Raw genomic sequence first — 24,952 nt, forward strand, 5'->3', positions numbered from 1 at the left:
AGCCGACACGCGTGTATCCGGGTGACGCCGAGTTCGGCTTCGAACTGCTCGTCTGTCGGTGGGCCGAGGAGTCGTGGCCGCCCGAGGAGCCGCGGCGCGACGCCGTCGTCGTCGCCAGACAGCTCGGAACCCGCCGGCGGCGGTGGGATACCGTCGTCCTGGAGTGCGATCCCGCTGGGCTCCGAGCGCGGCGGGAGTTCGGCGAGCGCGAGCTGGATTCGGATCTCCTGCACGTCGTCCGCAACGCGCCGGCCGAGTGGGCGTGGTACCGCGACGCGCTGCCGCATCCGGGCTACCCGTGGCGCTACGTCCGCGAGGCGATCCACCGCGCCGACGCGCGCGACCTCGTCGAGACGCGTCGGGACGGGAACCGAATCGAGATCCGGCAGGTCGCGCCCTACCCCGACTGGCTCCGGCGGATCGTCGCCATCGAGAACAAGCCCGATCTGGACGCGTCGGCCGCGCGGGCGCTCGCCGGCCAGTTGGAGCACGACGTCGAGACGGCCCTCGCCGACGAGGTGTGGGTCGCGACCGAGGCGACCGGCGAGCGCTTCGAGCCCGCGCTCTTGGAGGACCTCCCGGTCGACGTCGGCATCGTTGCGCTCTCTGTCGACGTCGACGACGCGGCCGCATCCCACGAGGACGCCGTCGCTGGCGATCGCGACGACCACCTCGATCACCGCGTCGAATTCGACGGCAGCGTGGAGTGGTACCCCAGCGAAGTGACGCCCGCGGACGCCGCGGCCGACGACGAGCGGCGGCGGCGACGCCTCGAACTCGCCGAGCGCGCGTACGGGCGCGGCTGGCGCTCCTACCACGAGACGATGCGACCCGACTGCCGGCACTTCGAGCTCCGTCGGTTCGGCAGCGCGCTCGTCCCGAACTGCGCCGTGAAGCGGAGATCCCAAACCGCCGCCGAGTGCGCCGGCTCCTGCTCGGAGTTCGAGCCGGAACCACCGGCGTGGCGGACGCGCGGCTGGCCGATCGAGGGCGGCCCCGGCAAGGGCATCAAACGGTTGCTCCGCGAGCGACGCGAGTGGATTCGAGCGCGGGAGTACGAGTAGCGCGAACGATGCGAGTGAACCCGTCGTGAGCGAAGCGGACGAGAAGTGACCCGAACGGGCCGGACGAGAAGTGACCCGAACGGGGCGGACGAGAGCGCCGCGGATCCGACGTCGACGCTACGACTCCGACACTTCGACGTCGATCTCCTCGCGCGGCGCGGCGAGTCGGAACGTCGGCACCGTCCGGTAGATCACCTCGACGGCTCCCTTCCGGCGGAGGCTCTGGAGCGCGCGGCGGACGTCTTCGACCTCCGGGTCGACGTCGAACGCCGCCCGGACCTTGTTGAGAACGCTCACGACGCTCTCGGAGCGCTCGTCGGGTCCGGCGACGACCTCGAACACCCGCGCTTCCAGTTGCGGCACCCGGATCACCGACGGCACGCCGCCGTCCTCGCCGTCGCCGCCCTCGACACCCGGCTCGACGTCGACGAGTTCGGCCGCCGCCGCCGTCGCGCGGATCAGGCTGTTGTCGTCGCGGTAGTAGTAGTCTTTCAGCTCCCCTTCGAGGTACTGGTGCACCTCGCTGCCGGAGTCCATTCCCCACTGATCTTGGAGTTCTTTGTTCTTCGTCGGCTGCAGGCGAACGACGTCGGCGAGTCGTTCCTTCGCCTGCTCCGAGAGGGCGTCATCGTCGGTCACACTCCCCCGTTCGCACCGCGGTATTAAGACGTTTCAACATCCGGCCGCGGTGCGTGCGGTCGCCGGAGACGGACGGGATCCCGGTCACTTAAGTCTCTGAGGCGTCTTCCGTCGGGGTATAATGGAGTTCTGCGACGAATGCGGTTCGATGATGAAGACCGACGGCGACGTCTGGGTCTGCGGCGCGTGCGGATACGAGAAGCCCCGGGACACCGCCAAGGAGGCCGACATGACCTCGACCGCGAAGCGCGAGGAGAGCGAGGTCGTCGACATGTCCGACGTCGACGACGCCGAGATCGGCCCGACGACGACGGTCATCTGCCCGGAGTGCGGCCACGACCGCGCCCGCTACGAGATGAAGCAGATCCGCTCGGCCGACGAGTCGGAGACCCGCTTTTTCACCTGCGTCGAGTGCGGCCACAAGTGGCGCGAAGACGACCACTGAGACGATCGGCCACCCGTTCGAACTCGCGCCTGCCGGTCACTCCTCCAGTTCGGCCAACGTCTCGTGGACGCCCACGACGAGGGCGGGGACGACGACCATAAACAGGTGCTCTTCCAGCGGGATCCCGACGAGTTCGACGCCGGTCCGTAGCGGAATCGCGAACACGCCGACCGACAGGGTGTACCAGTCCCAGACGTACGCGATCGGATACAGCGCGAGCACGGTGCGCGCCGCGCGCCACACCGCGTCGGCCCGACGGAGCAACGCGAGGGCGACGGCACCGAAGACGACCTCCGTCGCGAGGTACGTGTACGGACCGAGGACGCCGATATCTGGGAGCGCGGTACCCGCCAGCGGGCGGAACCAGACGGCGACGACGAGGACCGCGAGGAACACGTACGCGCCCCGAACGAGGAGCATCGTCGCCACCGACGGTCCGGCACCCGTCGCGACGACGGCGACCACGCCGAAGGCGACCGCCGCGAACGGCGCAGCGGGGGGAAACACGCCGTCAACGGTAAAGACGAGAACGAGCGTGAATCCGGCGTAAAGCAGAGCGTAAGCCAGTCTGCGGGCCCGGCGAACCCCGAGCACGACCGCGACCGTCCGCTTCCCGATGGACCGGTCGTAGGCGTAGTCGGTCGCGTCGTCGACGATCTTCACGCCCGCGAGGACGACGAGAAACACGAGCCCGAACGCGAGCGCCTCGACGGCGAGCGCTCCGGTCTGGGCGTGGTGCCCGCCGACGATGGCGAGCGCGATTCCGAACGGATACCCCAGCGTCGTCGTCACGGGGTTGGTGTCAGACTGGGGTGCGTGGAAGAACCCGAGCGCCCACATCGGTGCCGTGAGAAGCGCCGTCCCGGGACCGCTGACGACCCCGATCGCGGCGGTCACGGCGGCGAAGCACAGCGTCGAACCGGCGAGCGCCCACCGGCAGCCCGCTTCGGTCAGCGGGTGGTCGTCGTCCTCGCCGCGACCGTGGAAGTCGACGTAGCCGTCTTTCAGGTGTGCGGTGTAGACCGCGAAGAAGGTCGCCGTCGCGTGGAGACCGAGCGCTCCCGGGGCGAATCGCTCCGCCAGGATCGCGCCGAACAGGCTGGCGGCGACCGGCGGGAGCATAAAGACCGGATGGACCTGCGAGGCCAACGCCGCGGCCGCGGTTCGGGGCCCCGTTCCGTGACGCGCGAGTGCCATAGTAGGAGGAACGGCCGCCGATCGCAAAAGGGTTAGTCAGCCGACGGATCGGGCCGTCGGACGAGCCTCTGGCGTCAGTCGACCGTCACAGGCGGCGCGCCCGACAGTATAAGTCGCCCGCGTCCGACCGTTCGGTGTGTCTCCCGACGTCTCGCCGCCGACGCTCAACGTCCCCGAGGGGTGGGAGCTCGTCTCCGAGGAGCTCACCACCCCCTTCGACGTCCGCGTCGTGACCGTCACCGCGAACACGCGGATCTACGAGGACGTCGACCTCCGAGAGCGACTCGCCGAGGTGGCCGATGCCGACGCGACGTGGCGATTCGTCTTCGCGAGTCGGCTCCGGATCCGTCCGGCGAAGTCGCCCTCCGGTGGGCTCTCGCGGTTGGTCGCCGACCGCGCCAACTCGCGCTTCGTGGAAATTCTCCGAGAGCGAGGCTTCGAGTCGATCGACCGCGCCGACAGACATCGTCTCGACCTCGGCGCGGGTCGGAGTGGCGGCGTCGAATCGACAGACGGAGAGAGGCCGCAGAACGGCGCGACGACGGAGGCGACGCGCTACCGCGCTCGCGTCCGCCTCGACGACCGATCGGCCCCCGTCGAGGCGTACTTCGCCGCGTGGCCCGTCGGCGATGGAGAATTCCTCCTCGGGGGCGGTGCGTATCCCCTCTCGCTGCCGGGGCCGACCTCGTTCGATCCCGAAGACGCCCGCGAAGAGCTGTTTTCGATGCTGCGCTCGATCCGCTGAGACTGATGAGAGAAGAAGCGAAACGACCGCTCAGCGGCCGTTGCGCGCGAACGTCAGATAGCCCGTGTGCCCGACGCCCGCGGTGGAGGGGCGAGATCCGCGCGCGCCGAAGTCCATCTCCCGCTGGATCGTCTCGAACGTCTCGACGTCGACGAGGCCGGCCTCCCGCGCCGCTTCGACCGCCGCGCGGCTGTTCTCGACGAACGGCGAGTAGACCGCGACGTGGCCGCCGTCCGCGAGGAGGTCCGGCGCGCGAGCGACGATTTCGGGAGCGTCGCCGGTGTCGAGCGTGATCGCGTCGAACGGTCCGTCCTCGACCGCGGCGTCGAGCTCCGCCGAGAGGTCGCCCGTGCGGACCTCGACGCGGTCGTCGACGCCCGCCAGTCGCATATTCTCGCGGGCGACGTCGGCGAAGTCGGGGTCGATCTCGTAGCTGACGACGTCGGCGTGCATCCGGCCGAGATACGCCGCGAGGACGCCCGTTCCGGTGCCGGCGTCGAGCACGCGGTCCTCCGCGGCGATTCCCGCGTGGCCGACGATGAGCCCGACGTCACGGGGCATCATCGGCGCGCCGGTGCGCTCGAAGTGGTTGAACAGGTCCGGGCCGCGGAGCCGGCGGACGACGAACTCTTCGCCGAGATGCGTCTCCAAGACGTCGCCGGGTTCGACGTCCTCGGGGACGTCGAGGACGCCGAGGTCCGTCTGGAGTTCGTCGCCCGGCGCGCGCAGGTACTCGCGGTCGTCGTGGACGAGGAGGTAGCTCACTCGAGGTCGGCGATGGCGGCCGCGAGGTCGCCGTCGTTGGCTTCGAGCGCCTCTCGGGCCGCGTCGGTGTTCACGCCGGCGCGTTCCGCGACGAGCTGGACGTCCTCGTCGGGGATCGCGCTTCCGTCGTCGCTGTCGGCGTCGCTATCGCCTTCGACTGCGGCCGCAGCCGAGCCAGCGCCCTTCTCGCGGCTCTCGGGCTCGCCGACGACTTGGTAGGTCTGCTGGCCCTGCGCGTCCATCCGCGTGACTTGGGCGTCCGAGAAGACGAGCTCCTCGTCGGCCGTCGTGATGACGACCTCCTCGACGTCGAGTTCCGTGACGTCGATACCCATCTGTTCCATCATCTGCTTCATCTTCCGTGGGTTCATGCCGCCTCCGCCGAACATAGTTGGCCGAAGCGAGGGTGTCCGGTAGCAAAAGCGTGGCGAACCGCGGCGTTCGCGACGGGCGCGTTCGACTCCCCGCGTCGTCGGCTCTCGGGTGGTCGGGGCGGGTGTCGCGCGGAGACCGTCGGCGGATCACTCGCGTTCGGTGTCCGGATGTCGCTGCAGTCCGGTCGCCTCCTCGATCGACAGCTCGTAGCCGACGACCGAGAGCCGCCGCTTGCCGATCGGCGTGAGATCAGGCGACCACGCGTTCTGATCGATCAGTTCGCCGAGTTCTCGCCACTCCGCCGTCGGTAGCTCCCGGAGGGTGCCGAACGCGAGGACGCTCCGCCAGTCGGTCTGCGACTCGATGTCGTAGACGGTGAGACAGGCGCGCTCGGTCGACTCGCTGAGTTCCTTCTTCCGGCTGTCGGAGCCGAACTGCCAGTAGGAGAAGACGGCCCGGCCGGTCTCGTAGCCGAAAGAGATCGGGATCGCGTAGGCGCGGCTCCCCTCGGCCAACGAGAGCACGCCGGTCCCCTGTTCGTCGAGGTAGGCGTCGATCTCCGCGTCGGTCATCTGCCCGCCGCGGACCCGCTCGGGGTCGACCTGGTCTGTCATAACCCCCCGTTTGTCGGCGTCCGTAATGGTGTTGTCCCTCGCGGTTCGGGAGCCGCCGACCGGCGACGCGGCCGCCGCGGAGACGGGTCGATGACACAGTTTCAATACCGGTCGGACGCGACATCGGGTATGTTCGATCCCGACGACCTCGCGAAGATCCGCGCGGGAAAGCGCGAGTGGGAGGAGGAGACGCTCGCGCCCACGCTGGATCGCTTCGGCGAGCGGCGGGAGTCGTTCACCACCGACACCGACGGGCAGGACGTCGAGCGGCTCTACACGCCGGCCGACGTCGCCGACCTCGACTACGAGTCGGACCTCGGCTTCCCCGGCGAGGACCCCTACACGCGCGGGGTCTACCCGACGATGCACCGCGGGCGGCTCTGGACGATGCGGCAGTACGCGGGGATGGGCACGGCCCGTGAGACCAACGAACGCTTCCGCTACCTCATCGAACAGGGCTCCTCGGGGCTGTCGATGGCGTTCGACCTCCCGACGCAGAAGGGCTACGACTCCGACGCGGCGATGGCGGCCGGCGAGGTCGGCAAGGCGGGCGTCGCGATCGACTCCCTCCGCGATATGGAGGTCGTCTTCGACGGGATCCCGCTCGACGAGGTGTCGACGTCGATGACGATCAACGCCCCCGCGGCGGTGCTCTTAGCGATGTACGTCGCGATCGGCGACCAGCAGGGCGTGCCCCGCGAACAGCTCCGCGGGACGATCCAGAACGACATTCTCAAGGAGTACATCGCGCGCAACCTCTACATCTACCCGCCGGAGCCGTCGATGCGGCTCATCACCGACGTCTTCGAGTTCTGCGCAGCCGAGGTGCCGAACTTCAACACCATCTCGATATCGGGGTATCACATCCGCGAGGCGGGCTCGACGGCGGCCCAGGAGGTCGCGTTCACGCTCGCCGACGGCATCGAGTACGTCGAGGCCGCTCTCGACGCCGGACTCGACGTCGACGACTTCGCCCCGCAGCTGTCGTTCTTCTTCAACGCGCACAACAACGTGCTCGAAGAGGTCGCGAAGTTCCGCGCCGCCCGGCGGATGTGGGCCCAGATTATGGAAGACAGGTTCGGGGCCGACGACGAGAAGTCCAAACAGCTGAAGTTCCACGCCCAGACGGGCGGGTCGACGCTCACCGCCCAACAGGTCGGGAACAACGTCGTCCGCGTGGCCTATCAGGCGCTCGCGGCCGTCCTCGGCGGCGCGCAGAGCCTCCACACCAACGGCAAGGACGAGGCGCTGTCGCTGCCGACGGAGGAGTCGGTCCGGACGGCGCTTCGGACCCAGCAGATCCTCGCCCACGAGTCGGGCGTCGCGGACACGATCGATCCGCTCGGCGGCAGCTACTACGTCGAGTCGCTCACCGACGACGTCGAGGCCGAGGCGTTCGAACTGATCGAGGAGATCGACGAGCGCGGCGGGATGCTCCCGGCCGTCGAGTCCGGCTGGGTGAAGCGGCAGATCCAGGACGTCGCCTTCGAGCGCCAGCGCGAGATCGAGGAGGGCGATCGGGTCGTCGTCGGGGTCAACGAGTACGAGGTCGACGAGGACGCCCGCGTCGACATCCAAGAGGTCGACGAGGACGACGAGAAGCGGCAGAAAGAGCGGCTCAGCGCGGTGAGAGCCGAGCGCGACGACGACGCCGTCGAAGCCGCGCTTTCGGATCTCCGCGAGGCCGCCGCCGGCGACGCGAACCTCGTGCCGCCGATCGTCGACGCCGTGAAGGCGTACGCGACCGTCGGCGAGATATCCGACGTGCTGCGGGAGGAGTTCGGCGAGTACCGCCCGAGCGTCTGAGTCTCCCCCCCCCGCTCTTCGCGTCGCTCGACCGCGTTCGTTCACGCCGCTCCGTCGCGTTCGTCCACACCGCTTATCTCGCTCTCGCGTGAGAGTCACCTATGACGATGGCGTTCGACCACCTCGGGATCGCGACGACCGACGGCGCGGCGCTGGCGGAGACGTTCGCGGCGCTGTTCGATGCCCCCGTCGTCCACGAGGAGACGTTCGACGGGATGGCCGTCCGGTTCCTCGGCCTCGACGGCGGCTACTTCGAGCTGTTAGAACCGGCCGACGACGGCCCGATCGCGCGGTTTCTCGATCGCAACGGGCCGGGGATCCACCACGCGGCGCTCCGGACCGACGACATCGACGCCGCGCTGGAACGCGCCCGCGACGTCGGCGTCGACCTCGTCGACGAGGAGCCCAGAGCGGGCGCGTGGGGCCACGACGTCGCCTTCCTGCACCCTCGCTCGACCGGCGGCGTCCTCGTCGAGTACGTCCAGCACGAGTGAGTCGCCAGATGCGGCGAGTGGTCCGCGCGCGGAGCGACTTGGGAGTCTGCCACCCCTGCGACAACAGTACAGTTTAGGCGCTCGCCGACGCCCTCGTAGGTAGGATGCGCGATTGGCTCTCTCACCGCGCGCGGATCGAGCCCGACACCCCGGCGCTCGTCGTCGCCGGCGCGGGCGACGCCTACTCGTTCGGGAACCTCGACACCCTCGTCGACGACCTCGCGGGGCGGCTCTCGACCGCGGGGGTCGACCCGGGGATGCACCTCGGCGCGGTGTTGGACTCCCGGCTCGAATACGTCTGCCTGATCCACGCGGCGATGCGCCTCGGCGCGACGCTCGTACCGATGGGCGACGGACTGACCGCCCGAGAACTCGCCGGGCAGATGGAAACCGCGGCCGTCGACGCCGTCGTCTGTGGGGCCGAGACCGAGGAGGCGGTCGTCGAGGCGGCCGGGGCCGGTGCAGGCGACGACGCGAACGGGACGGCCGCCACGTCCGACGACGGCGCGACCGCTGCCACCGACGACAGCGCGGGCGACACGGCGGCGTCCCACAGCCCCGATCTGCTCCTCACGGTCGACGATCCGGTGACCGACGCGACCGAACCGCTGTCGACGATGCAGGCGGACTCCGTCACGCCCGCGGAGTGGGACCTCGACGACTGCCAACTGCTGCTTTTCACCTCCGGGACGACCGGCGACCCGAAGGCCGTCAGGCTGACCACCGGCAACCTCCTCTCCAGCGCGGTCGCCTCGATGTTCCGGCTGGGCTTCGACCCGGACGAGCGGTGGCTCGTGGCGCTCTCGCTGCACCACATGGGAGGGATCGCGCCGATACTTCGGATGCCGCTCTACGGGATGACCGTCGTGTTCCGAAGGGCGTTCGACGCCGGCGAAGTCGCCGACGACCTCGATCGGTACGACGCGACCGCCACCTCCGTGGTCCCGACGATGCTCCGGCGGATGCTGGAGCGCCGCGGAACGCTCTCGGACTCGCTGCGTGTCGTGTTGCTCGGCGGGGCCCCCGCGCCGGCCGACCTCGTCGAGCGCTGTCGGGACTACTCGATCCCGGTCCACCCGACGTACGGGATGACCGAGACCGCCTCCCAGATCGCGACCGCGCGGCCGAAAGAGGCCTTCGAGGCCCCGGACACCGTCGGGCGACCGCTGTTCATGACCGACGTGACCGTCGTCGGCGAGGACGGCGAGCCGCTGCCGGCCGGCGAGTCGGGCGAACTGGTCGTCTCCGGGCCGACCGTGACGCCGGGCTACTACGGCGACGACGCGGCCAACGAGGAGGCGTTCGGGCACTACGGACTCCACACGGGCGACGTCGGCGCCTTCGACGATGCCGGGCTGCTTCGCGTCCTGAACCGCGTCGACGACCGCATCGTCACCGGCGGCGAGAACGTCGAACCCGGCGAGGTCGTCGACGTTCTCCTCGACCACCCCGACGTCCGCGAGGCGGCGGTCGTCGGCGTGCCGGACGCTCAGTGGGGCGAGCGCGTCTCGGCGGCGGTGGTCCCCCGACGGGACTCGACGGTCGGTTCACAGGACACGGCGGACGTCACCGGCGACGCAGACTCCGCGGGCGAGGCCCTCGACCGGGCTGAACTCCTCGCGTTCGCCCGGGAGCGGCTCGCGGGGTTCAAACTCCCGAAGACCGTCGCCGTCGTCGACTCGCTCCCGCGGACCGTCTCGGGGACCGTCGACCGCGCGGCCGTTCGCGAGTTGCTCTCGGAGGCGAACCGGGAGGAGACCGAGGAATAAAATAGAGAACCCGTTTTCAGTTTATCAAAGTTCCGAGGGTTATTTGCCGGTGGGACGAGACGGAATCCTATGGATCTTCTCGACGAATCGGTGGTTCCCGAGCACGCACGCGAGGTTAAACGCGAGGCGCGCGAGTTCGCCGACGAGCATATCCGGCCGAACGCGGAGGCGTACTTTCAGTCGGCGGAGTACCCGTGGGACGTCCTCGAGGCGGGGATGGACGCGGGCCTCGTCGCCCAGGACATCGGCGAGGAGTACGGCGGCAAGGGGTACGACCTCGAACAGATCCTCGCGATCAACGAGGAGTTCTACGCCGCCGACGCGGGGATCGCGCTGACGCTGATGCTCGCCTCCTTCGGCTGTGAGATCGTCGAAACGTACGGGACCGAGGAGCAGAAAGACGAGTATCTCCGGCCCGTCGCGGCCAACGACCAGATCTCCGGGCTCGCGGTGTCGGAACCCCAGACGGGATCGGATATGGCGGGGATGACGACGACCGCCGAGCGGACCGACGACGGGTGGGTGCTGAACGGCGAGAAGTACTGGGTGGGTAACGCAGTAGAGGCCGACTGGCTGACCGTCTACGCGAAGACCGGCGACGGCGACGACCGCTACTCGAACTACTCGATGTTCATCGTCGAGACCGACACGCCGGGCTACGAGGCCGAGCACATCCCCGAGAAGATCGGGATGCGCGCGTCCAAGCAGGGCCACATCGTCTTCGACGGCTGCGAGATCCCCGAGGAGAACCTCGTCGGCACCGAGGGCGGCGGCTTCTACGTCCTCGCGGACTTCTTCAACCACGGCCGCGTCGTCGTCGGCGGCCACGGCATCGGCCTCGCCGCACACGCCATCGAGGAGACGTGGAAGTTCGTCCACGACCGGGAGGCGTTCGGCCGCAACATCGCCGAGTTCCAGTCGACCCAGCACATCCTCGCGGATATGCGAATGGAGTTCGAGGCTGCGCGGGCGCTCAACTGGCGCGCCGCGCACAAGGTCGAAACCGGCGAGGACGCCGGCTTCTGGGCCGCGGCGACGAAGACCAAGTCGACGGAGACGGCGATGCACTGCGCCGAGCGCGGGATGCAACTCCACGGCGGCCGCTCCGTGCTCGAAGAGTACCCCATCTCCCGCGTCTACCGCGACGTTCGGATCCCGGTCATCTACGAGGGGGCCAACGAGATCCAGCGCAACCTGATCTACAGACAAGGCGGCGTCTGAGGCCGACATACGCGATTTTCCGATCAGATCTCTTCGACTTCCTTCTGCTTCGAGCGACCGCGTCGGCGTGACCCTACGTGTGTAGGGTCCGGGGTGATTACCGTCGGTGTCGTTGCTACAGGTACCGAACCACGATGTCCAAGAGCCAATCGACGATCACCGAACTGACCGAGTACTGTGAGGACTGCGGTTCCCGGACGCCCCACGAGGTCTCCATCGAACTCAAGACCGAGAGCAAAAAGCGGACGAACAGGGAGTTCTCGCGAGAACCCTATCGCGTGACGGAGTGTCGCGCCTGTGGTCAGACGCGAGCGCAGCGGATGAACGACGCGTGATCGACTAATACACGAAACGCGCCCCGAGACGCCGTTCCCCTCGCGCGCCTCATCTATTCGTCGCCGTCGCCGACGCCGTCCGCCCCGTCCGTGCGAACCGACGGCTCCGTCCCCGACGACTCCGAGACGAACGCTTCGATGAGCTTTCGCTCCCCCGAACGCAGGTGTTCGTGAAACGTCGGTGCCGCGATGCCGAGCGACTCGGCGACCTCTTCGGCGGTGGAGCCCCGCGGCCACTCGAAGTACCCCGAGGCGTGGGCCGCCTCGATGACCTCTCGCTGCCGAGCCGTCAGTTTCTCCTCGAGCTGGCGGCGGAACGACGACGTCGACTGGACGGCGTCTTCGACCTCACGCTTCGCGACGATCGAGATGTCGGGATAGGAGGATTGGACCGCGTCGGTGAGCGCTCTGAGGTCGGCTTTCGGCGGGACTCTGACCACCATCGTGCCGACGCCGTCGGTCGCCGACAGCGACTCGATCGTCGCGCCGAGTTCGACCAGCGTGACCACGACGGACGCGCCGGTCAAGCGGAACTCGAACAGCGTCTCGTCGCCCTCCTCGGAGACGGTGCGCGCGTTCACGACCACGTCCAGCGGCGTGACGGTCGAGAGCACCGGCGACGGATCGACCCCCTCGATGGCGACGTAACAGGAGACGACGCCCGCGTCGGTGAGGGTCGTCCCGTCGAGGCGGACCGTCGTCTCGAACTCCAGGGAGAGGTCGACCAGCAGGTCCCGGGTGTCGGCGTGATCGAACTCCAGTTCGATCGCCGTCTCGCCCTGGAGGAGTTGCTTCGACTCCGCGGCGTTGATCTCGTGGCCGATCCGCTCGGCGATCTCCCCGAGCATCGACTCCTCCTCGTCGGTGGGGGCACCGGGCACGTAGGCGGCCAACGCACCGTAGACGGTGTCGCCGTAACTGATCGGCGCGGCGACGAGGCTCCGTTCGCCGCCTGTCGGGTCCGGGGCCGACAACGCGGCGTTCGCGTGAGCTTCGGGCACGGCCGTCGTCCGCACTGCCCGGGTGTCGATCGCGGATCGAACGGCCTCCGACGGCGTCGTCCAGTCGACTTGTTCCTCGTCGGCGTCGGCGAGGGGATCGGCGATCGAGTCGCCGCTCGCCTCGCAGGAGACGGTGTCGACGACGTCGTTGTACTTCGCCATCCACACCCCCTCGTACGGCGAGTTCTCGAACGAGTCACAGACCGTCCGCGCGATGTCCGCTCTCGTCGTCGCGTCGACCAGCGATCGGTCGAGCTCCCGGAGGAACTCGTTGGTCCGCTTGATCCGAGAGAGCTGGCGTTCCCGGGTCCGGATCTCGGACTCGCGCTCGTCTCTGAGTTCGCGGACGCGTTCGGTCAACTCGTCGAGCGCCTCGGGGTCGCGGAGTTCGTCGATGTTGCGGTCGTCGAGCACCGCCTCCGTCGACGCCAGCGCGAAGTACTCCCGGACGCGGTCGTCGAACTCCGAGCGGACCAGTAGCTCCTCGACGGCGTCCCTGACGCCCGCCTCGTCGACGGGTTTGACCAGGTACTCGTCGAACGGCATCTCGACGATGTCGGTGTCGGGTTCGACTGCGGTCATCATCGCGATCCGGCAGTCGAACCCCCGCTCGTCGATCTCCTCGAGGACCTCGTCGCCGGAGAGGTCCGGCATCCGCCTGTCGAGCAGAACGACGTCGACCTCGTCGTCGAGTCGGTCGAGCGCCTCCCGACCGCCGTAGGCGACCCGCACCTCGTAGTCGTCGCGCAGCCAGTACTCGCAGGTGTCCGCGAGGTCCCTGTCGTCGTCGACGACGAGGACGACCGGCTCCTCGGCCGACGCTGTCGGCCCCGGTGCCGCGTCGTCCGTCGTTCCGTCGGCAGACATTCGTGCTACCGAGAGGGTGCGAGTCCACAGACAAATAGCTGCCCCTCGCGGCGGTGAGCCACCGCTCGTCCGCGCCACCCTAACGACGTAGGGTACCGTGTTAGGCCCGCAGCCCCCGTTCACGAAACTGGCTATGATCGACCGAACCGGCGTCGAGGTGGAGGCCCGTGCCTGAGTGCCAGAACTGCGGCTCGTTCGTCTCTCGTGACTACGTTCGAGTGTTCGCCCCCGAGGGCGTCGATAACGCGCGGGTGTGCCCCCACTGCGAGGACATGATCCGGGAGGGTGCCGCCGTTCGCGACGCCCGCTCGCGACGCGTTTCGTCGCTGTAGCCACTCGTCGTCACACGCGACACCGACGCTCGGGCTCCCCCTTCCGAGCGTTTCACCCTCAGCGTACAGCCACCGAGCCACAGCACCCGTCGTCGACCCTTCTCGCGACCGCCAACCTACAAGGTGATGCCGCTGGACCGGGGGATATGCGACTGGAGGACTACTGGGGCGTCGGCCCGAAGACCAGCGAGAAGCTTCGGGAGGAACTCGGCGTCGAACGCGCCGTCGAGGCCATCGAGAGCGCCGACATCCGAGCGCTCGCCGATGCCGGGATCCCCCGCGGGCGCGCCGTTCGGATCCTGCGGCGGGCCAACGGCGCGGCTGGCATCGACACGCTCGGGACGCGGGACGCGCGCGACGTCTACGACGAGTTGCTCGCGCTGGCGAGCGAGCACGCGCTCACGGCGCACGCCGCCGACCGGATCCGCGTCCTGACGCCGCTGACCGCGGTCGAGGAGCGGGCCGATCGACTGGACCGCGTGCTCGCTGCCCGCGACGCGTGGGTCGGGCTCACCGACGAGGACCGAGAGGCGGTTCGCTCGGCGTTCGAGGCGTACGACGACGCCGGGGGAAGCGACCGCGCGGCCGTCGAGACGGCGCTGTCGCTCCGCGCGGCTGGCCTCCGTGGCGGGACGTTCGAGGCGCTCGACGACCTCGACGACGAGTCGTTAGAGCGCGCGGCGAACGCGCTGGGAACCGTCGCCGACGACGGGACCGTCGAAGCCGGTGCGGACGACGAACTGGACCGGTTGCGCGAGCGACGCGACGCCGTCGCCGAGTTGGAGTCGGGCGCGCTCGACGTCCTCGAATCCGTCCGCGAGCGCGGCGTCCGAAGCTTCGAGGAGTTCCGCGCCGCGTTCGTCGAGTACGTCGCGAGCGAGACCGACGTGCGCCGCGGACGCGTCGAGTCGACCGTCGCCGACGACGCCCGCGACGAGGCCGACTTCGTCTCGACGTCGTTGCGGTCGCTCCTCTCGGAGTTCGAGGCCGAGGTTGAGTCGCGCGAGGCGGCCGTCGCCGAGGAGCTTCGCGAGTCGATCGACTCGGCGAGGGCCGACGTCGAGGTCGCCATCGACGCGGTCTCCGACATCGCCTTCGAGCTCTCTTTGGGGCGCTTCGCGGCCGAGCACGACCTCAACCGCCCCCACCTCGTCGAAGACGGGCTCGCGGTGTCGCGGGCGCGGAACCTCACGCTGTCGGGAGAGGTCCAGCCGGTGACCTACGCGGTCGGATCCCACGACGTCGACGGGGAACCGGCCCCGCCGTCCGGCGACCGGGTCGCCGTCCTCACCGGGGCGAACTCCGGGGGGAAGACGACGCTCCTGGAGACGCTCGCGCAGGTCGTCCTCCTCGCGTCGATGGGGCTCCCGGTCCCCGCCGACCGCGCCGACGTCGGGCAGTTCGACACGGTGGTGTTCCACCGTCGACACGCCAGCTTCAACGCCGGCGTGTTGGAGTCGACGCTGAAGTCGATCGTCCCGCCGCTGTCGACCGGCGATCGGACGCTGATGCTCGTCGACGAGTTCGAGGCGATCACCGAACCCGGGCGAGCGGCGGACCTGCTGAACGGGCTCGTGGACCTGACGGTCGACCGCGGCGCGCTCGGAGTGTACGTCACCCACCTCGCGGACGACCTCAGCCCGCTCCCGCCGGAGGCACGGATCGACGGCATCTTCGCCGAGGGGCTCACCGAGGACCTGTCGCTACAGGTGGACTACCAGCCGCGGTTCGGAACCGTCGGCAAGTCGACGCCGGAGTTCATCGTCTCCCGCCTCGTCGCGAACGCCCGCGACCGCGCGGAGCGGCGCGGCTTCGAGGCCCTCGCGCACGCCGTCGGCGAGGAGGCGGTACAGCGGACGCTCTCGGACGCCCAGTGGTTCGAGGAGTGAGCGGGCGGGGCTCTCGTCGTCACTGGCCGGACGTGGCGAACAGTCGGAAGCGGTCGGGTCGCGGTGGGACGGCGGACCGACGCGGGGGGTCTCTCAGCGCACGCGACCTCTGGCCCCGCGTTCGTATATAAACCCCCGCACGGGCGAACGAACATCATCGGGAAAACGGGTATCGAAACGCGGTGCGATCATCTCCGTATGAGTACGGACACTCCCGACAACAGTGGGGCGGACACGCCCGACAGGGGTACGGCAGACGTGATCGACGGCGAGACGCGCGAGTTGGACGCCCGGGAGATCGACGGCGAGCCCTTCGGCGAGATTATGGGCGCGCTCGACGCGCTTCCGGCGGACGAGACGCTCGTCCTCGTCAACAGCTTCGAGCCCGAACCGCTCTACGCCGTGCTCGAACGCCGCGGCTTCGACTACGAGACGTCTCGGCGGTCCGACGACGAGTGGCGGGTGTCGATCACGAGCTCCAGATGACCGTCACGACTGCCTCGTCGGTCTCGACGGTCTCGTACTCGTACCCGCGATCCGCCAGTCTTGGGTACAGGTGTTGCGGCGCGCGGTCGTTCACCTGAACCAAGACGGTGTCCGAATCGAGTTCGACCAGCCGTTCGAGCGTGTTCTGCAGCGGTTGGGGCGGCGGGAGGTCGCGCGCGTCCAACAGCTCTCGGGGGGCGTCCGTCGGTGCAGCGCTCTCCGCGACGAAACCGGCGGTTTCGACCATACGAGGGTGTACGCCTCCGTCGGTTCAGACTGTTTTCCCGAAGATGTTCGTCCGCCCGACGCGAACCGCGACCGATCGACGAGACGGGTCCGCGAACGTGTTCGGGAGTAGCAGGAGGTGGCCGGGCCACGTTGTCCGACGTATGAGCGTCGTTCCAGGGAACCTCGACACCGACCGACAACCGCCGATGACGGTCCCTCTCCAGCACTTCGTCGTCGGGCTCGGATTTCTGCTCGCGGGGGCACTCGTCGGCATCGGCTCCGTGCTCGACGTGGCGGTCGGCCTCGCGACTCTCGCGCACGTACATCTCCTCTTGGCCGGGTGGGTCTGCCTCACGATCATGGGCGCGATGACGCAGTTCGTCCCCGTCTGGTCGGGCACGCGGCTCCACTCCCGGCGCCTCTCGACCCTGCAGTTGTGGCTGGTCACAGTCGGGCTGCTCGGGTTCGCCGCCGGTCTCCTCACCGGAACCCTGACCGCGCTCCCGGTGTTCGGCGGCGTCCTGCTTCTGGGGTTCTGGACGTTCGTCTACAACGTCGGGCGGACTCTCTGGTCGCTCCCCGCCTACGACGTGACGGAGCGTCACTTCGCGCTCGCGCTCGGCTTCTTCCTCGTCCTGACCGCGCTCGGGTTTCTCCTCGCGCTGGACTTCGTCGTCCCCGTGTTCGCACCGCTCTCGATCGGACGTGCGGCCGTGATTCAGAGCCACGCGACGCTCGCCGTCTTCGGGGCCGTGCTCACGACCATCGTGGGCGCGCTCTACCAACTCGCGACGATGTTCACCCAGACGGAGCTCCGCGGGATCGACGTCCGGTTGCGTCGGATCGAGGAGGTGGGGTATCCCCTCGGCGTCGCCCTCCTGGCGACTGGTCGGCTGGTCGGTTCGGGCGCGACCGCCCGCGTCGGCGGGCTGCTGGTCGCCGGCTCGCTCCTCGGATTCAGCGTCGTACTCGGACGGCGGCTCTACGAGACGCAGGTCGACTGGACGCCGATGCTCTCGCGGTACGCCGTCGTGGTCGGCGCGATGGCGCTCTGGGCAGTTCTCACCGTCTCGGCGTGGATCGCGGATCCGCTGGCACGAGACGCGCTCTTCGGCGCGCCGGGAACGGTCCATCTGCTCGTCTTGGGAGTCATCGGCTTCGTGGTCCTCGGCACGCTCTATCACGTCGTCCCGTTCATCGTCTGGGTCCACCGCTACAGCGACCTGCTGGGCTACGAGGCCGTTCCGATGATCGACGACCTCTACGACGACCGCGTCGCCGCCCTCGATTTCGCCTGTTTCGTGGGCGGGACGGGCCTCCTCGTCGCCGGCGACCTTCTCGACCTGCCCTCTGTGAGTGTCGCCGTCGGCGGCCTGCTCGTACTGTTCGGCGCGCTCGCCTTCAGCGCCAACCTCGCGGGGGTGCTCCACGAACACAGTCCGCACTCGCTGGTCGGGATCCTGTTCGGCACGTCGGCGGCGGACTCGGATCGATCCGCCTCGGAATCGGACGACACCGTCACCGAACAGTGAATCAGAACGGCGCTTCGGGGCTGCGACGGCTCGCTCCGTCGTCCGCGTCGGTCCCTCCGCCGGACTCTGAGCCGGTCAGCCCCGGTCCGACCTGATCCGGATCGGTCTCACCTTCGGGGACGTGAGTGACCGACCCCGTCTCGAGGTACTGTTCGTCCAACTCCCGGAGCCGGTCGTTGATCCCGTCGCTCTGGTGGTGCATCTCGGCGGCTCGCACCCGAACGAGGTCGTAGTCGTGCCGGTCCGAGAGCCCGTTCCACGCCCGGAAGGCCCCGATAGTGAGCGTGTGCGTCTGCGGGCAGAACGGCGTCGTGGGCGTGAACTCCGCGCGGAGCACGGACGGATCGTCCGCCTCCTCCGCGTACCGGAACCCGGCGTTCGCGTGTCGGGTGTCGAGGTTCAAGCGCGCCAAGTTGTAGTTGAACGTCATGTCGTAGACTTTGCGCTCCTCGAATACGTCCCGCGAGATCCGATGAAATGCGACGTGATCGTCGCCGGCGAGCACGCCGTGGCCGTCGAGGAACGCGCCCGGCTCGGGGAGGTGATCTGGCTCGAACTCACCGTACTCGTCGAAGAGTTCGTCGTCGCCACCGCCGCCGAAGGGAGAGGGGAATCCGACCATAGGGGACCTACGGACGAATCCGACCTATGGCTACTCCCGGATATGTTCGGGCGATTGGCGGACCCGACGGTGAGCGCTGAGAGTCAAGCCAGATACACGCGAGTGACGTGTCCCCCGCAGCCGCACTGCTGGACGTACTCCCAGCGCACGCCCTCTCCTGTCTCGGCCTCGAGCGCTTCGTAGAGGTACTCGGAGGGATGGCCGTGGTCGCCGTGCGTGACGAGGTTGACGTGGTTCCCAGCCACGGTGTGGTCGATCGCGTCGAGGGCCTGCGAGACCACGAGGTCGACGTCGGCGGCGTGCTGCGGCTTTTCGAGGTTCGCCGACCACGAGTTGTCGTGCATCCGGTCGGTGACTGGTTCGGCCTCGCCGTGTCCGTGATCGCGGTCCGCTGAGGTGCTCATCTCGTTCGGAGAGAGGGTTCGAGGAGTGAAAAGGACAAATACGAACATATTCGTCCGCGACTGCCACCGATCACATCTCGGCGCTCTGTTCGTCGATGGCGTCGGCCGCGATCGAGCGCCCGCGGGCGTTCAACTCGACCTCGTGGCGGACGCGGACCTCGTCTAAGACGTCGTGATCGATGAGCCGGACGAACAGCGCTTCGACCTCGTCGACCTCGATGCCGAGGAACGCGGGGATGTCGAACGGTGAGACGCCGGAGTACAGCGCCATCAGCACCTGCTTGTCCTGCGTGGAGAGATCGAGCGACGTCTCGGTCTGCTCCTCGCCGATCCGGAGCAGCGAGCTCAGGATCTCCACGTGTCGGTTCGGCCCCGAGATGTACGTCTGCACGCTGGTGGAGTCGTCGGAGTGTTCGACCTCGATGACCTTCCGGCGCTCCTCTCTGACCGTCCGGTGACCGATCTCGATGTCGCCGATGTCGTCGAGGGGGATCTCGACGAACCGCCCCGTGACGGTCGCGATGCTGACGACTTCGGCCTGCTCCTCGACCTTGAGCCGCGCGCCGACCCACTCGGTGTTCTGGACGACGCCGCCCTCGACCGCCGGGTGGCGGACGAGAAACTGCGTCGAGGAGAGGATCGCGTCGTAGATCGCCATCTTGAACTCCTCGAACTCCGCGGGCGCGACGAGGATGACGTCCTCGCCGTCGTCGAACTGGAGCGCGATATAGTCTGAGACGGTCGCGACGCGCTGGTTCACGTCGAAGCGCCCGCCGATCTGGTCGATGTCGGACAGCGGGAAGGTGCGCTTGCCGCCGGTCCCGGCGAGGACGATCCGCCGGTTCGACAGCAGAATCCGCCCGTTCGTCCACGCCGCGTCGTTGCGCTCGCGACCGTTTCTGAGCGCCTGCAGAAACCGCCCGCGCGTGTCCTCGATCTTCGTCTCACCGGGTTTCACGTCCGCTCACCTCCGCGCTGTCGAGGGCTGTTTCGCTCCCGTGTCGCGGTAGATCCTGAGCCGCTTTTCCACCGCCTCGAAGCGGTCGCGACACGAGGAGGGCACGGTCTCTGTCATCCCGATCGTCAGGTATCCACCCGGTCTGACGGCCGAACCGAGCGTCTCGAAGATCGCCTCCTTGGCCTCGGTGTTGATGTAGATGAACAGGTTCCGGCAGATGACCAGATCGAACGTCTGGGGGGGCTCCTCCTGCACCAGATCGTGGCGTCGGAACGAGACGAGGTCTCTGACCTCGTCGGTGACGCGGTAGGCGTCGCCGTCGCGCTCGACGTACCGGTCGCTGTGCGCCAGCGGTTCGAGCTGCTCTTCGAGGTCGTTCGTCTCGGAGGCGCGGTACTCCCCGCGACGGGCGACCCGGAGGATCTCGGGTTTGATGTCGGTCCCGAGGATCTCGACGCGCCGGTGGTCGATCCGGTCGTCGCCGAGCGCCAGCATCGCCGCGGAGTACGCCTCCCGACCGTCCGAACACGCGGCGCTCCAGATCCGGACGCGCCCGGCGTCGCTGAGTTCGGCCAGTAGCTCCCGGAGGCCGTCCCACACGTCGGGGTTGCGGAAGAAGCTCGTGACGTTGACGCTGAGGGCGTTCAACAGCGCCTCCCGTTCGTCCGCTTCCTCCCGAAGGAGCCGCTGGTAGGCGTCGTACTCCTCGACGTGTCGGCGTCGCATCCGCGCGGAGACGCGCCTGTCGAGGTAGGATCGGTTGTACGAACTGGTCGCGAACGACAGCGACGACTCGATGTACGCGAGCAGGTCGTCGAACGCGTCGGAATCGGCGTCCCGTTCGACGTCTCCGAGCCCCATCAGTCGGCTGCCTCCTCTGCGTCTGGGCTGTCGTCGGCCGGCGGGGTCCACCCTCGCCGGGCCTGCTTGCCGCGGTCGGGGATCGGCAGCGAGTTGATGTCGAGTATCGGCACCACGTTCCCGTCGCCGACGACGGCGGTCCCGGAGAGCCCCTCGGTCCCCTTGAGCGGTCCCTGAAGCGGCGTGACGACGACCTCCTCCTGTCGGGCGACCCCGTCGCACCGGACGGCCACCTGCCGGTCTGCCGGGCGGACGCGGACGATCATCCCGTCGTGGTCCGACTCTGAATCGATCGACAGCGCGTCCCGAAGCCGGATCAGCGGGAAGATGTGGTCCTCGTGGACGATGACCTCCGCGCCGTCGACCCGCTGGATCCGCTGCTGGGTGGAGATCTCGTCGATGTACTTGATCGGCACGCCGAACTCCCGATCGTCGATCTGGACGAACAGGACCTTGATGATCGCGACCGTCACGGGCAGCCGAATCGAGATCGACGTCCCCTCCCCGAGCGTGCTGTCGACGTTCACGGAGCCGTCGAGCGATTCGACCGTGGTCTTCACGACGTCCATCCCGACGCCGCGGCCGCTGACGTCCGTGATCTCGTCGTTGGTCGAGAACCCGGGGTGGAAGATGAGGTCGTACACCTCCTCGTCGGGGAGTTCAGCCAGTTTCTCCGGCGAGTGGACCCCCTTCTCGGCCGCCTTCTCTCTGATCACGTCGGCGTCGATGCCGGCCCCGTCGTCCTCGACGGTGATGACGACGGTGTCGTGTTCGCGCTCGGCGCGCAGCTCGACCGATCCGGTCCGGGACTTCCCCGCCGCCTCGCGCTCCTCGGGCGGCTCGATCCCGTGATCGACCGCGTTCCGGAGCACGTGCATCAGCGGGTCGGAGATCTCGTCGAGGATGGTCCGGTCCAGTTCGATGTCCTGTCCCTCCACGGAGAAGCGGACCTTCTTGTCCTCCTCGCGGGCGAGGTCGCGGACGAGCCGCGGGAACTTGTCGAAGACCTTCTTCAGCGGGATCAGCCGCATATCCATCACCGTGTCCTGCAGGTTCGAGGAGATCTTGTCCAGTTCGTCGATTGTGTCCTTGCCGGCGGTGTCGTCCGCGTCGATGGCCTGCCGGAGTTTGATTCGGCTGGTCACCAGCTGCTCGACGAGGCTGTGGAGTTCGTCCAACTGGTCGACGTCGACGCGGACGGACTTCACCTCCGAGATCGACGGCGTCGATCCCTCGGCGTCTCCGGCGTCGTCCGTGCCGTCGCTGCCGCCGGCGCGTTCGGACCGTTCCTCGGTGGCGGTCTTCTCTTCGTCTGCGGCCTCACCATCTGCGTCGGATTCCGCCTCGCTATCCGCGCTCGGCCCTTCATCGACGCCCGCGCTCGGGCCGTCGACGTCCGAGTCAGCGGTCGAGCTCTTTTCGTTCTCGGCCGCGGTGGCCGTACTAGCGGTCGCTTCGGTGTCCTCCGCCGTGTCGTCCGACGAGGTGTAGGCGTCGACGACGGCGTCGACGGCGGCGGCCGCGGATTCGGCGTCGACGTCTCCGTCCTCCGCGGGGCTTTCCGAGCCCGCGGCAGGTGGCTCGTCAACGTCCGCGTCGGTTTCCGTGTCGCCCGCACGGTCGAGGAACGCACCGACGTCGGTCAGCGCCACCGACTCCACCTTCCAGATGTCGGTCAGCGCCGATTTGAGTTCCGCGCGGGAGGCGTCGGCGACGAACAGCACGACGTCGTCGCCGAACTCGCCCTCGGCGATCCCGTTCAGGCTCGGCTCCGCGCCGACGACGTCGAGGTCCTCCGGGAGCCCGTTGACGAACAGTCCGCCGTCGACGCCCTTCATGTCTCCCGTGTCGAGTTCGATCCGGGCCTGGTACAGGTGAGCCGCGTCAGCGAGCGCGGGGTCGCCCGCGTCGAGGAGATCCCTGGCCCGGTCCAGCGCCTCGTGGCCGCTCGTCCGTTCGGTCGTCGACGGCGTCTCCGCTTCCCCGTCGGCGTCGGCCGCCGCGGAGGAGGAGTCCGCATCGTCGGATTCCTGCGTAGGCTCCGCGGCCGCGCGGATCGATTCCACGAGGTCGCTCGGATCGCGCTGGGACTCGCCGTTGGACTCGATCTCGTGGAGGATGTCGAGGATCTCGTCCATCCCGTCGAAGACGAGGTCCATCCGCTCGGGCGTGACCTCGATCTCGCCGTTCCGAACCGCGTCGAGTAGGTCCTCGACGGCGTGAGCCACGGTCGCGGCGTTCTCGAAGCCCATCGCCCCGAAGTTGCCCTTCAGGGTGTGCGCCTGTCGGAAGATGTCGTCGATCGCCTCCGTGTCTTCGGGGTTCGCCTCCAGATCGAGGAGGGAGTTGTTCAACTGCGTGATACTCTCCTCCGACTCGGTGATGAATTCCTGGTATAGTTCGTCGTCCATTGGTCACTCCTCCTCCGCGAAGAACCGCAAGGCGCTCGAAGCGACGTCCTCGGCGGCCGCGACGACGTCGACGCATCCGGTCTCGATGGCCCGCCGCGGCATCCCGAAGATCGCCGAGGTTGCCTCGTCTTGGGCGACGGTGTGTCCGCCGCCGCGAGCGATCCGTCGCATCCCGTCGACGCCGTCGCGGCCCATTCCGGTGAGCAGGACCCCGCAGATCGGCCCCTCGACGGTCTCGGCCGCCGACGCCATCGTCAGGTCGATCGCCGGACGGACGCCGTGGATCTGCTCGGTCTCTGTCAGTTCCAGTCTGAGCCGGCGGTTCCGGTCGCTCGTCGCGAGCAGGTGTTTCCCGCCGGGCGCGACGCGCGCCTGTCCAGCCTCGATCCGTTCGCCAGATTCGGCCTCTTCGACGGCGTACTCCGACCGCTCGTCGAGTCTGGCCGCGAACCGCTCGGTGAACCCCTCGGGCATGTGCTGGACGATCAGCACCCGGAGGTTCGCCGCGGGCGGCAACGCGGCGACGACGCGTTCGACGACGTTCGGTCCACCCGTCGACGCGCCGACGACGAGCGTGCCCACCTCGGGATACCGGCGTGCCGTCTCCCGATCCGGAGACGCCGACGCGGTCGTTCGGCTTGATTCCTCGGCATCGAGCGATCCAACCGTTGCTTCCGAATCGGGCGTGGTCGGCGACGGGGTTGCAGACCCCCTCGATTTCGCCGGTGATCGATCGGTGATAGCGGCCCGGGCGTCCGCGGTGAGGTCGACTCGGGCGGCGGATTCGACCTTCTCGACGAGTTCCTGTTTCACGCGCGGCATCGACGAGGTGACCTCGCCCCCGGGCTTCGTGACGAAGTCGACCGCTCCGCGGTCCAGCGCCTCGAACGTCACGTCGGCGTCTTCCTCGGTGTGCGCCGACAGCATCAACACGGGCGTCGGATGGTCGCGCATGATGGCGTCGACCGCTTCGAGACCGTTCATCGTCGGCATCTCGATGTCCATCGTGACGACGTCCGGGTGGCAGTCTCCCACGGTCTCGACGGCCTCGACACCGTTTTTCGCCTCGCCGACGACTTCCACGCCGCCGTCCTCGAGGAGGTTCCGGATCAGCGTCCGCATAAACCGCGAGTCGTCGACGACGACCGCGCGGGTAGCCCCGTCACCGCTTCCGGGGCCGGCGGCCGCGCTCATCGCCCGTCGCCCCCGCGTCGGTGGCCGTGACCCGCGGTCCCGGCACCGTGGTCGTGCCCGCACATCTCTGTCTCCGAGGTTCCGGACTCGGGGACTTAAGCACTCCCCGGCGAGAATCAGCCGTGATAATGGTGTGAGTACATTTATTGCCGGTCTGTCCGGTCTCGTAGACGACACCGGCGGCCCCATCGGTTGTCGGAATCACCACTATGGCGCAGAACCAATCCGTGGCGGCGGGCCCATCCGACTCGGCCGCCACAGACGACGGCGACGCCACCGCCCGACAGATGCAGGTCCTCGAGTTCGAACTGGGCGAGGAAACGTACTGTGTCGACATCGACTACGTCTCGGAGATCGTCGACCGCGGCTCGCTCACGACGGTCCCGAACGCCCCGGCGTACGTCGAGGGCGTGATGGACCTGCGGGGGCGTACCACCTCGATCGTGAACCCGAAGACGCTCTTGAACACGGACGACACCGGCGAAGCGAGTCGGATCGTCATCTTCGACGCGAAGCAGTTCGACGACGCCGCCGCGGTAGGCTGGCTGGTCGACGAGGTCGATCAGGTGGTCCGGGTCTCGATGGACGACGTCGAGGAGCCGCCGATGGAACACGGCGACTTCATCGAGGGCATCGTCCGCCGCGACGAGGACCTCGTCGTCTGGATCTCGCCGACGAAAACCGCCGATTCCTAGCTC

Annotated in this window: 26 protein-coding genes; 13 read left to right on the top strand and 13 right to left on the bottom strand. The window is 68.4% G+C overall.

Going from position 1 to position 24,952, the window contains the following annotated elements:
• Positions 1-11 precede the first annotated feature (11 nt).
• Entirely contained in the window at positions 12-1,064 is a 1,053-nt protein-coding gene (locus ACP99_RS04005) for a DUF5787 family protein (protein ID WP_049985365.1), read from the top strand.
• 117 nt (positions 1,065-1,181) lie between these two features.
• Here ACP99_RS04005 and ACP99_RS04010 read toward each other — a convergent pair whose 3' ends face one another.
• Positions 1,182-1,703 (bottom strand): DUF5797 family protein, encoded by a 522-nt coding sequence (locus tag ACP99_RS04010; RefSeq protein WP_049985366.1) that lies wholly within the window; start codon positions 1,701-1,703, stop codon positions 1,182-1,184.
• 121 nt (positions 1,704-1,824) lie between these two features.
• Between ACP99_RS04010 and ACP99_RS04015 the strand changes: the two genes are divergently transcribed.
• On the top strand, positions 1,825-2,148 hold the full coding sequence (locus ACP99_RS04015) for a transcription factor S (RefSeq protein ID WP_049985367.1): 324 nt from the start codon (positions 1,825-1,827) through the stop codon (positions 2,146-2,148).
• Positions 2,149-2,184: 36 nt separating this feature from the next.
• Here ACP99_RS04015 and ACP99_RS04020 read toward each other — a convergent pair whose 3' ends face one another.
• A complete protein-coding gene (locus ACP99_RS04020; RefSeq protein ID WP_049985368.1) occupies positions 2,185-3,345 on the bottom strand; it encodes a lycopene cyclase domain-containing protein in 1,161 nt (386 codons plus the stop codon).
• 136 nt (positions 3,346-3,481) lie between these two features.
• Between ACP99_RS04020 and ACP99_RS04025 the strand changes: the two genes are divergently transcribed.
• Positions 3,482-4,090, top strand: a complete 609-nt coding sequence (locus ACP99_RS04025; protein ID WP_049985369.1) for a hypothetical protein — start codon at positions 3,482-3,484, stop codon at positions 4,088-4,090.
• Between the two features lie 30 nt (positions 4,091-4,120).
• On the opposite strand, the gene ACP99_RS04030 is transcribed toward ACP99_RS04025, so the two are convergent.
• The 3 genes from ACP99_RS04030 to ACP99_RS04040 form a co-directional block, all read right to left on the bottom strand.
• A complete protein-coding gene (locus ACP99_RS04030; RefSeq protein ID WP_049985370.1) occupies positions 4,121-4,855 on the bottom strand; it encodes a methyltransferase domain-containing protein in 735 nt (244 codons plus the stop codon).
• The gene (locus tag ACP99_RS04035; RefSeq protein ID WP_049985371.1) at positions 4,852-5,244 is read right to left on the bottom strand and encodes a nascent polypeptide-associated complex protein; all 393 of its coding nucleotides are present in this window, start codon (positions 5,242-5,244) and stop codon (positions 4,852-4,854) included. The genes ACP99_RS04030 and ACP99_RS04035 overlap by 4 nt, the downstream gene beginning before the upstream one ends.
• Positions 5,245-5,376: 132 nt before the next feature.
• Positions 5,377-5,844, bottom strand: a complete 468-nt coding sequence (locus tag ACP99_RS04040; RefSeq protein WP_049985372.1) for a pyridoxamine 5'-phosphate oxidase family protein — start codon at positions 5,842-5,844, stop codon at positions 5,377-5,379.
• A 129-nt stretch (positions 5,845-5,973) separates the two neighbouring features.
• On the opposite strand from ACP99_RS04040, the gene ACP99_RS04045 reads away from it, so the two are divergent.
• From ACP99_RS04045 to ACP99_RS04065, 5 genes are all read left to right on the top strand, one after another.
• The gene (locus tag ACP99_RS04045; protein ID WP_049985373.1) at positions 5,974-7,650 is read left to right on the top strand and encodes an acyl-CoA mutase large subunit family protein; all 1,677 of its coding nucleotides are present in this window, start codon (positions 5,974-5,976) and stop codon (positions 7,648-7,650) included.
• Between the two features lie 107 nt (positions 7,651-7,757).
• Positions 7,758-8,144, top strand: a complete 387-nt coding sequence (gene mce, locus ACP99_RS04050) for a methylmalonyl-CoA epimerase (RefSeq protein WP_049985434.1) — start codon at positions 7,758-7,760, stop codon at positions 8,142-8,144.
• Positions 8,145-8,248: 104 nt separating this feature from the next.
• Positions 8,249-9,913 (top strand): class I adenylate-forming enzyme family protein, encoded by a 1,665-nt coding sequence (locus tag ACP99_RS04055; protein ID WP_049985374.1) that lies wholly within the window; start codon positions 8,249-8,251, stop codon positions 9,911-9,913.
• A 69-nt stretch (positions 9,914-9,982) separates the two neighbouring features.
• Positions 9,983-11,134 carry an acyl-CoA dehydrogenase family protein gene (locus ACP99_RS04060; protein WP_049985375.1) on the top strand — a complete coding sequence of 384 codons (1,152 nt, stop codon included), beginning with the start codon at positions 9,983-9,985 and terminating at the stop codon, positions 11,132-11,134.
• A gap of 134 nt (positions 11,135-11,268) precedes the next feature.
• Positions 11,269-11,469 (top strand): DUF7835 family putative zinc beta-ribbon protein, encoded by a 201-nt coding sequence (locus tag ACP99_RS04065; RefSeq protein ID WP_049985376.1) that lies wholly within the window; start codon positions 11,269-11,271, stop codon positions 11,467-11,469.
• Between the two features lie 53 nt (positions 11,470-11,522).
• Here ACP99_RS04065 and ACP99_RS04070 read toward each other — a convergent pair whose 3' ends face one another.
• The gene (locus tag ACP99_RS04070; RefSeq protein ID WP_049985377.1) at positions 11,523-13,337 is read right to left on the bottom strand and encodes a bacterio-opsin activator domain-containing protein; all 1,815 of its coding nucleotides are present in this window, start codon (positions 13,335-13,337) and stop codon (positions 11,523-11,525) included.
• 167 nt (positions 13,338-13,504) lie between these two features.
• Between ACP99_RS04070 and ACP99_RS20370 the strand changes: the two genes are divergently transcribed.
• The 3 genes from ACP99_RS20370 (at position 13,505) to ACP99_RS04080 (ending at position 16,044) form a co-directional block, all read left to right on the top strand.
• Entirely contained in the window at positions 13,505-13,669 is a 165-nt protein-coding gene (locus tag ACP99_RS20370; RefSeq protein ID WP_197052347.1) for a DUF7563 family protein, read from the top strand.
• Positions 13,670-13,815: 146 nt separating this feature from the next.
• On the top strand, positions 13,816-15,558 hold the full coding sequence (locus ACP99_RS04075; protein WP_049985378.1) for a DNA mismatch repair protein: 1,743 nt from the start codon (positions 13,816-13,818) through the stop codon (positions 15,556-15,558).
• Positions 15,559-15,756: 198 nt separating this feature from the next.
• Positions 15,757-16,044: a DUF2249 domain-containing protein gene (locus tag ACP99_RS04080; protein ID WP_081927114.1), complete on the top strand. Its 288-nt coding sequence runs from the start codon at positions 15,757-15,759 to the stop codon at positions 16,042-16,044.
• Here ACP99_RS04080 and ACP99_RS04085 read toward each other — a convergent pair.
• Positions 16,028-16,291, bottom strand: coding sequence for a DUF2249 domain-containing protein (locus tag ACP99_RS04085; protein WP_049985379.1), 264 nt, complete (start codon positions 16,289-16,291; stop codon positions 16,028-16,030). The two genes, ACP99_RS04080 and ACP99_RS04085, sit on opposite strands and share 17 nt — an antisense overlap.
• Positions 16,292-16,433: 142 nt before the next feature.
• On the opposite strand from ACP99_RS04085, the gene ACP99_RS04090 reads away from it, so the two are divergent.
• Positions 16,434-17,804 carry a hypothetical protein gene (locus ACP99_RS04090; protein ID WP_049985380.1) on the top strand — a complete coding sequence of 457 codons (1,371 nt, stop codon included), beginning with the start codon at positions 16,434-16,436 and terminating at the stop codon, positions 17,802-17,804.
• A 1-nt stretch (position 17,805) separates the two neighbouring features.
• Here ACP99_RS04090 and ACP99_RS04095 read toward each other — a convergent pair whose 3' ends face one another.
• The 6 genes from ACP99_RS04095 to cheB all read right to left on the bottom strand — a co-directional run bounded on the left by ACP99_RS04095 (position 17,806) and on the right by cheB (position 24,254).
• Complete coding sequence (locus ACP99_RS04095) at positions 17,806-18,426, bottom strand: hypothetical protein (protein ID WP_049985381.1); 621 nt, start codon at positions 18,424-18,426, stop codon at positions 17,806-17,808.
• Positions 18,427-18,509: 83 nt separating this feature from the next.
• The gene (locus tag ACP99_RS04100; protein WP_049985382.1) at positions 18,510-18,830 is read right to left on the bottom strand and encodes a CGCGG family putative rSAM-modified RiPP protein; all 321 of its coding nucleotides are present in this window, start codon (positions 18,828-18,830) and stop codon (positions 18,510-18,512) included.
• A gap of 70 nt (positions 18,831-18,900) precedes the next feature.
• Positions 18,901-19,788, bottom strand: a complete 888-nt coding sequence (locus tag ACP99_RS04105; RefSeq protein ID WP_049985383.1) for a CheF family chemotaxis protein — start codon at positions 19,786-19,788, stop codon at positions 18,901-18,903.
• A gap of 6 nt (positions 19,789-19,794) precedes the next feature.
• Positions 19,795-20,649 carry a CheR family methyltransferase gene (locus tag ACP99_RS04110; RefSeq protein ID WP_049985384.1) on the bottom strand — a complete coding sequence of 285 codons (855 nt, stop codon included), beginning with the start codon at positions 20,647-20,649 and terminating at the stop codon, positions 19,795-19,797.
• Positions 20,649-23,060, bottom strand: a complete 2,412-nt coding sequence (locus tag ACP99_RS04115) for a chemotaxis protein CheA (RefSeq protein WP_049985385.1) — start codon at positions 23,058-23,060, stop codon at positions 20,649-20,651. The genes ACP99_RS04110 and ACP99_RS04115 overlap by 1 nt, the downstream gene beginning before the upstream one ends.
• A 3-nt stretch (positions 23,061-23,063) precedes the next feature.
• Positions 23,064-24,254, bottom strand: a complete 1,191-nt coding sequence (gene cheB / locus ACP99_RS04120) for a chemotaxis-specific protein-glutamate methyltransferase CheB (RefSeq protein ID WP_049985386.1) — start codon at positions 24,252-24,254, stop codon at positions 23,064-23,066.
• Between the two features lie 209 nt (positions 24,255-24,463).
• On the opposite strand from cheB, the gene ACP99_RS04125 reads away from it, so the two are divergent.
• Positions 24,464-24,949 (top strand): chemotaxis protein CheW, encoded by a 486-nt coding sequence (locus tag ACP99_RS04125; protein ID WP_049985387.1) that lies wholly within the window; start codon positions 24,464-24,466, stop codon positions 24,947-24,949.
• Positions 24,950-24,952 lie beyond the last annotated feature (3 nt).

The sequence above is a fragment of the Halobellus rufus genome, assembly GCF_000739575.1.
In the GTDB taxonomy this organism is placed as follows: domain Archaea; phylum Halobacteriota; class Halobacteria; order Halobacteriales; family Haloferacaceae; genus Haloquadratum; species Haloquadratum rufum.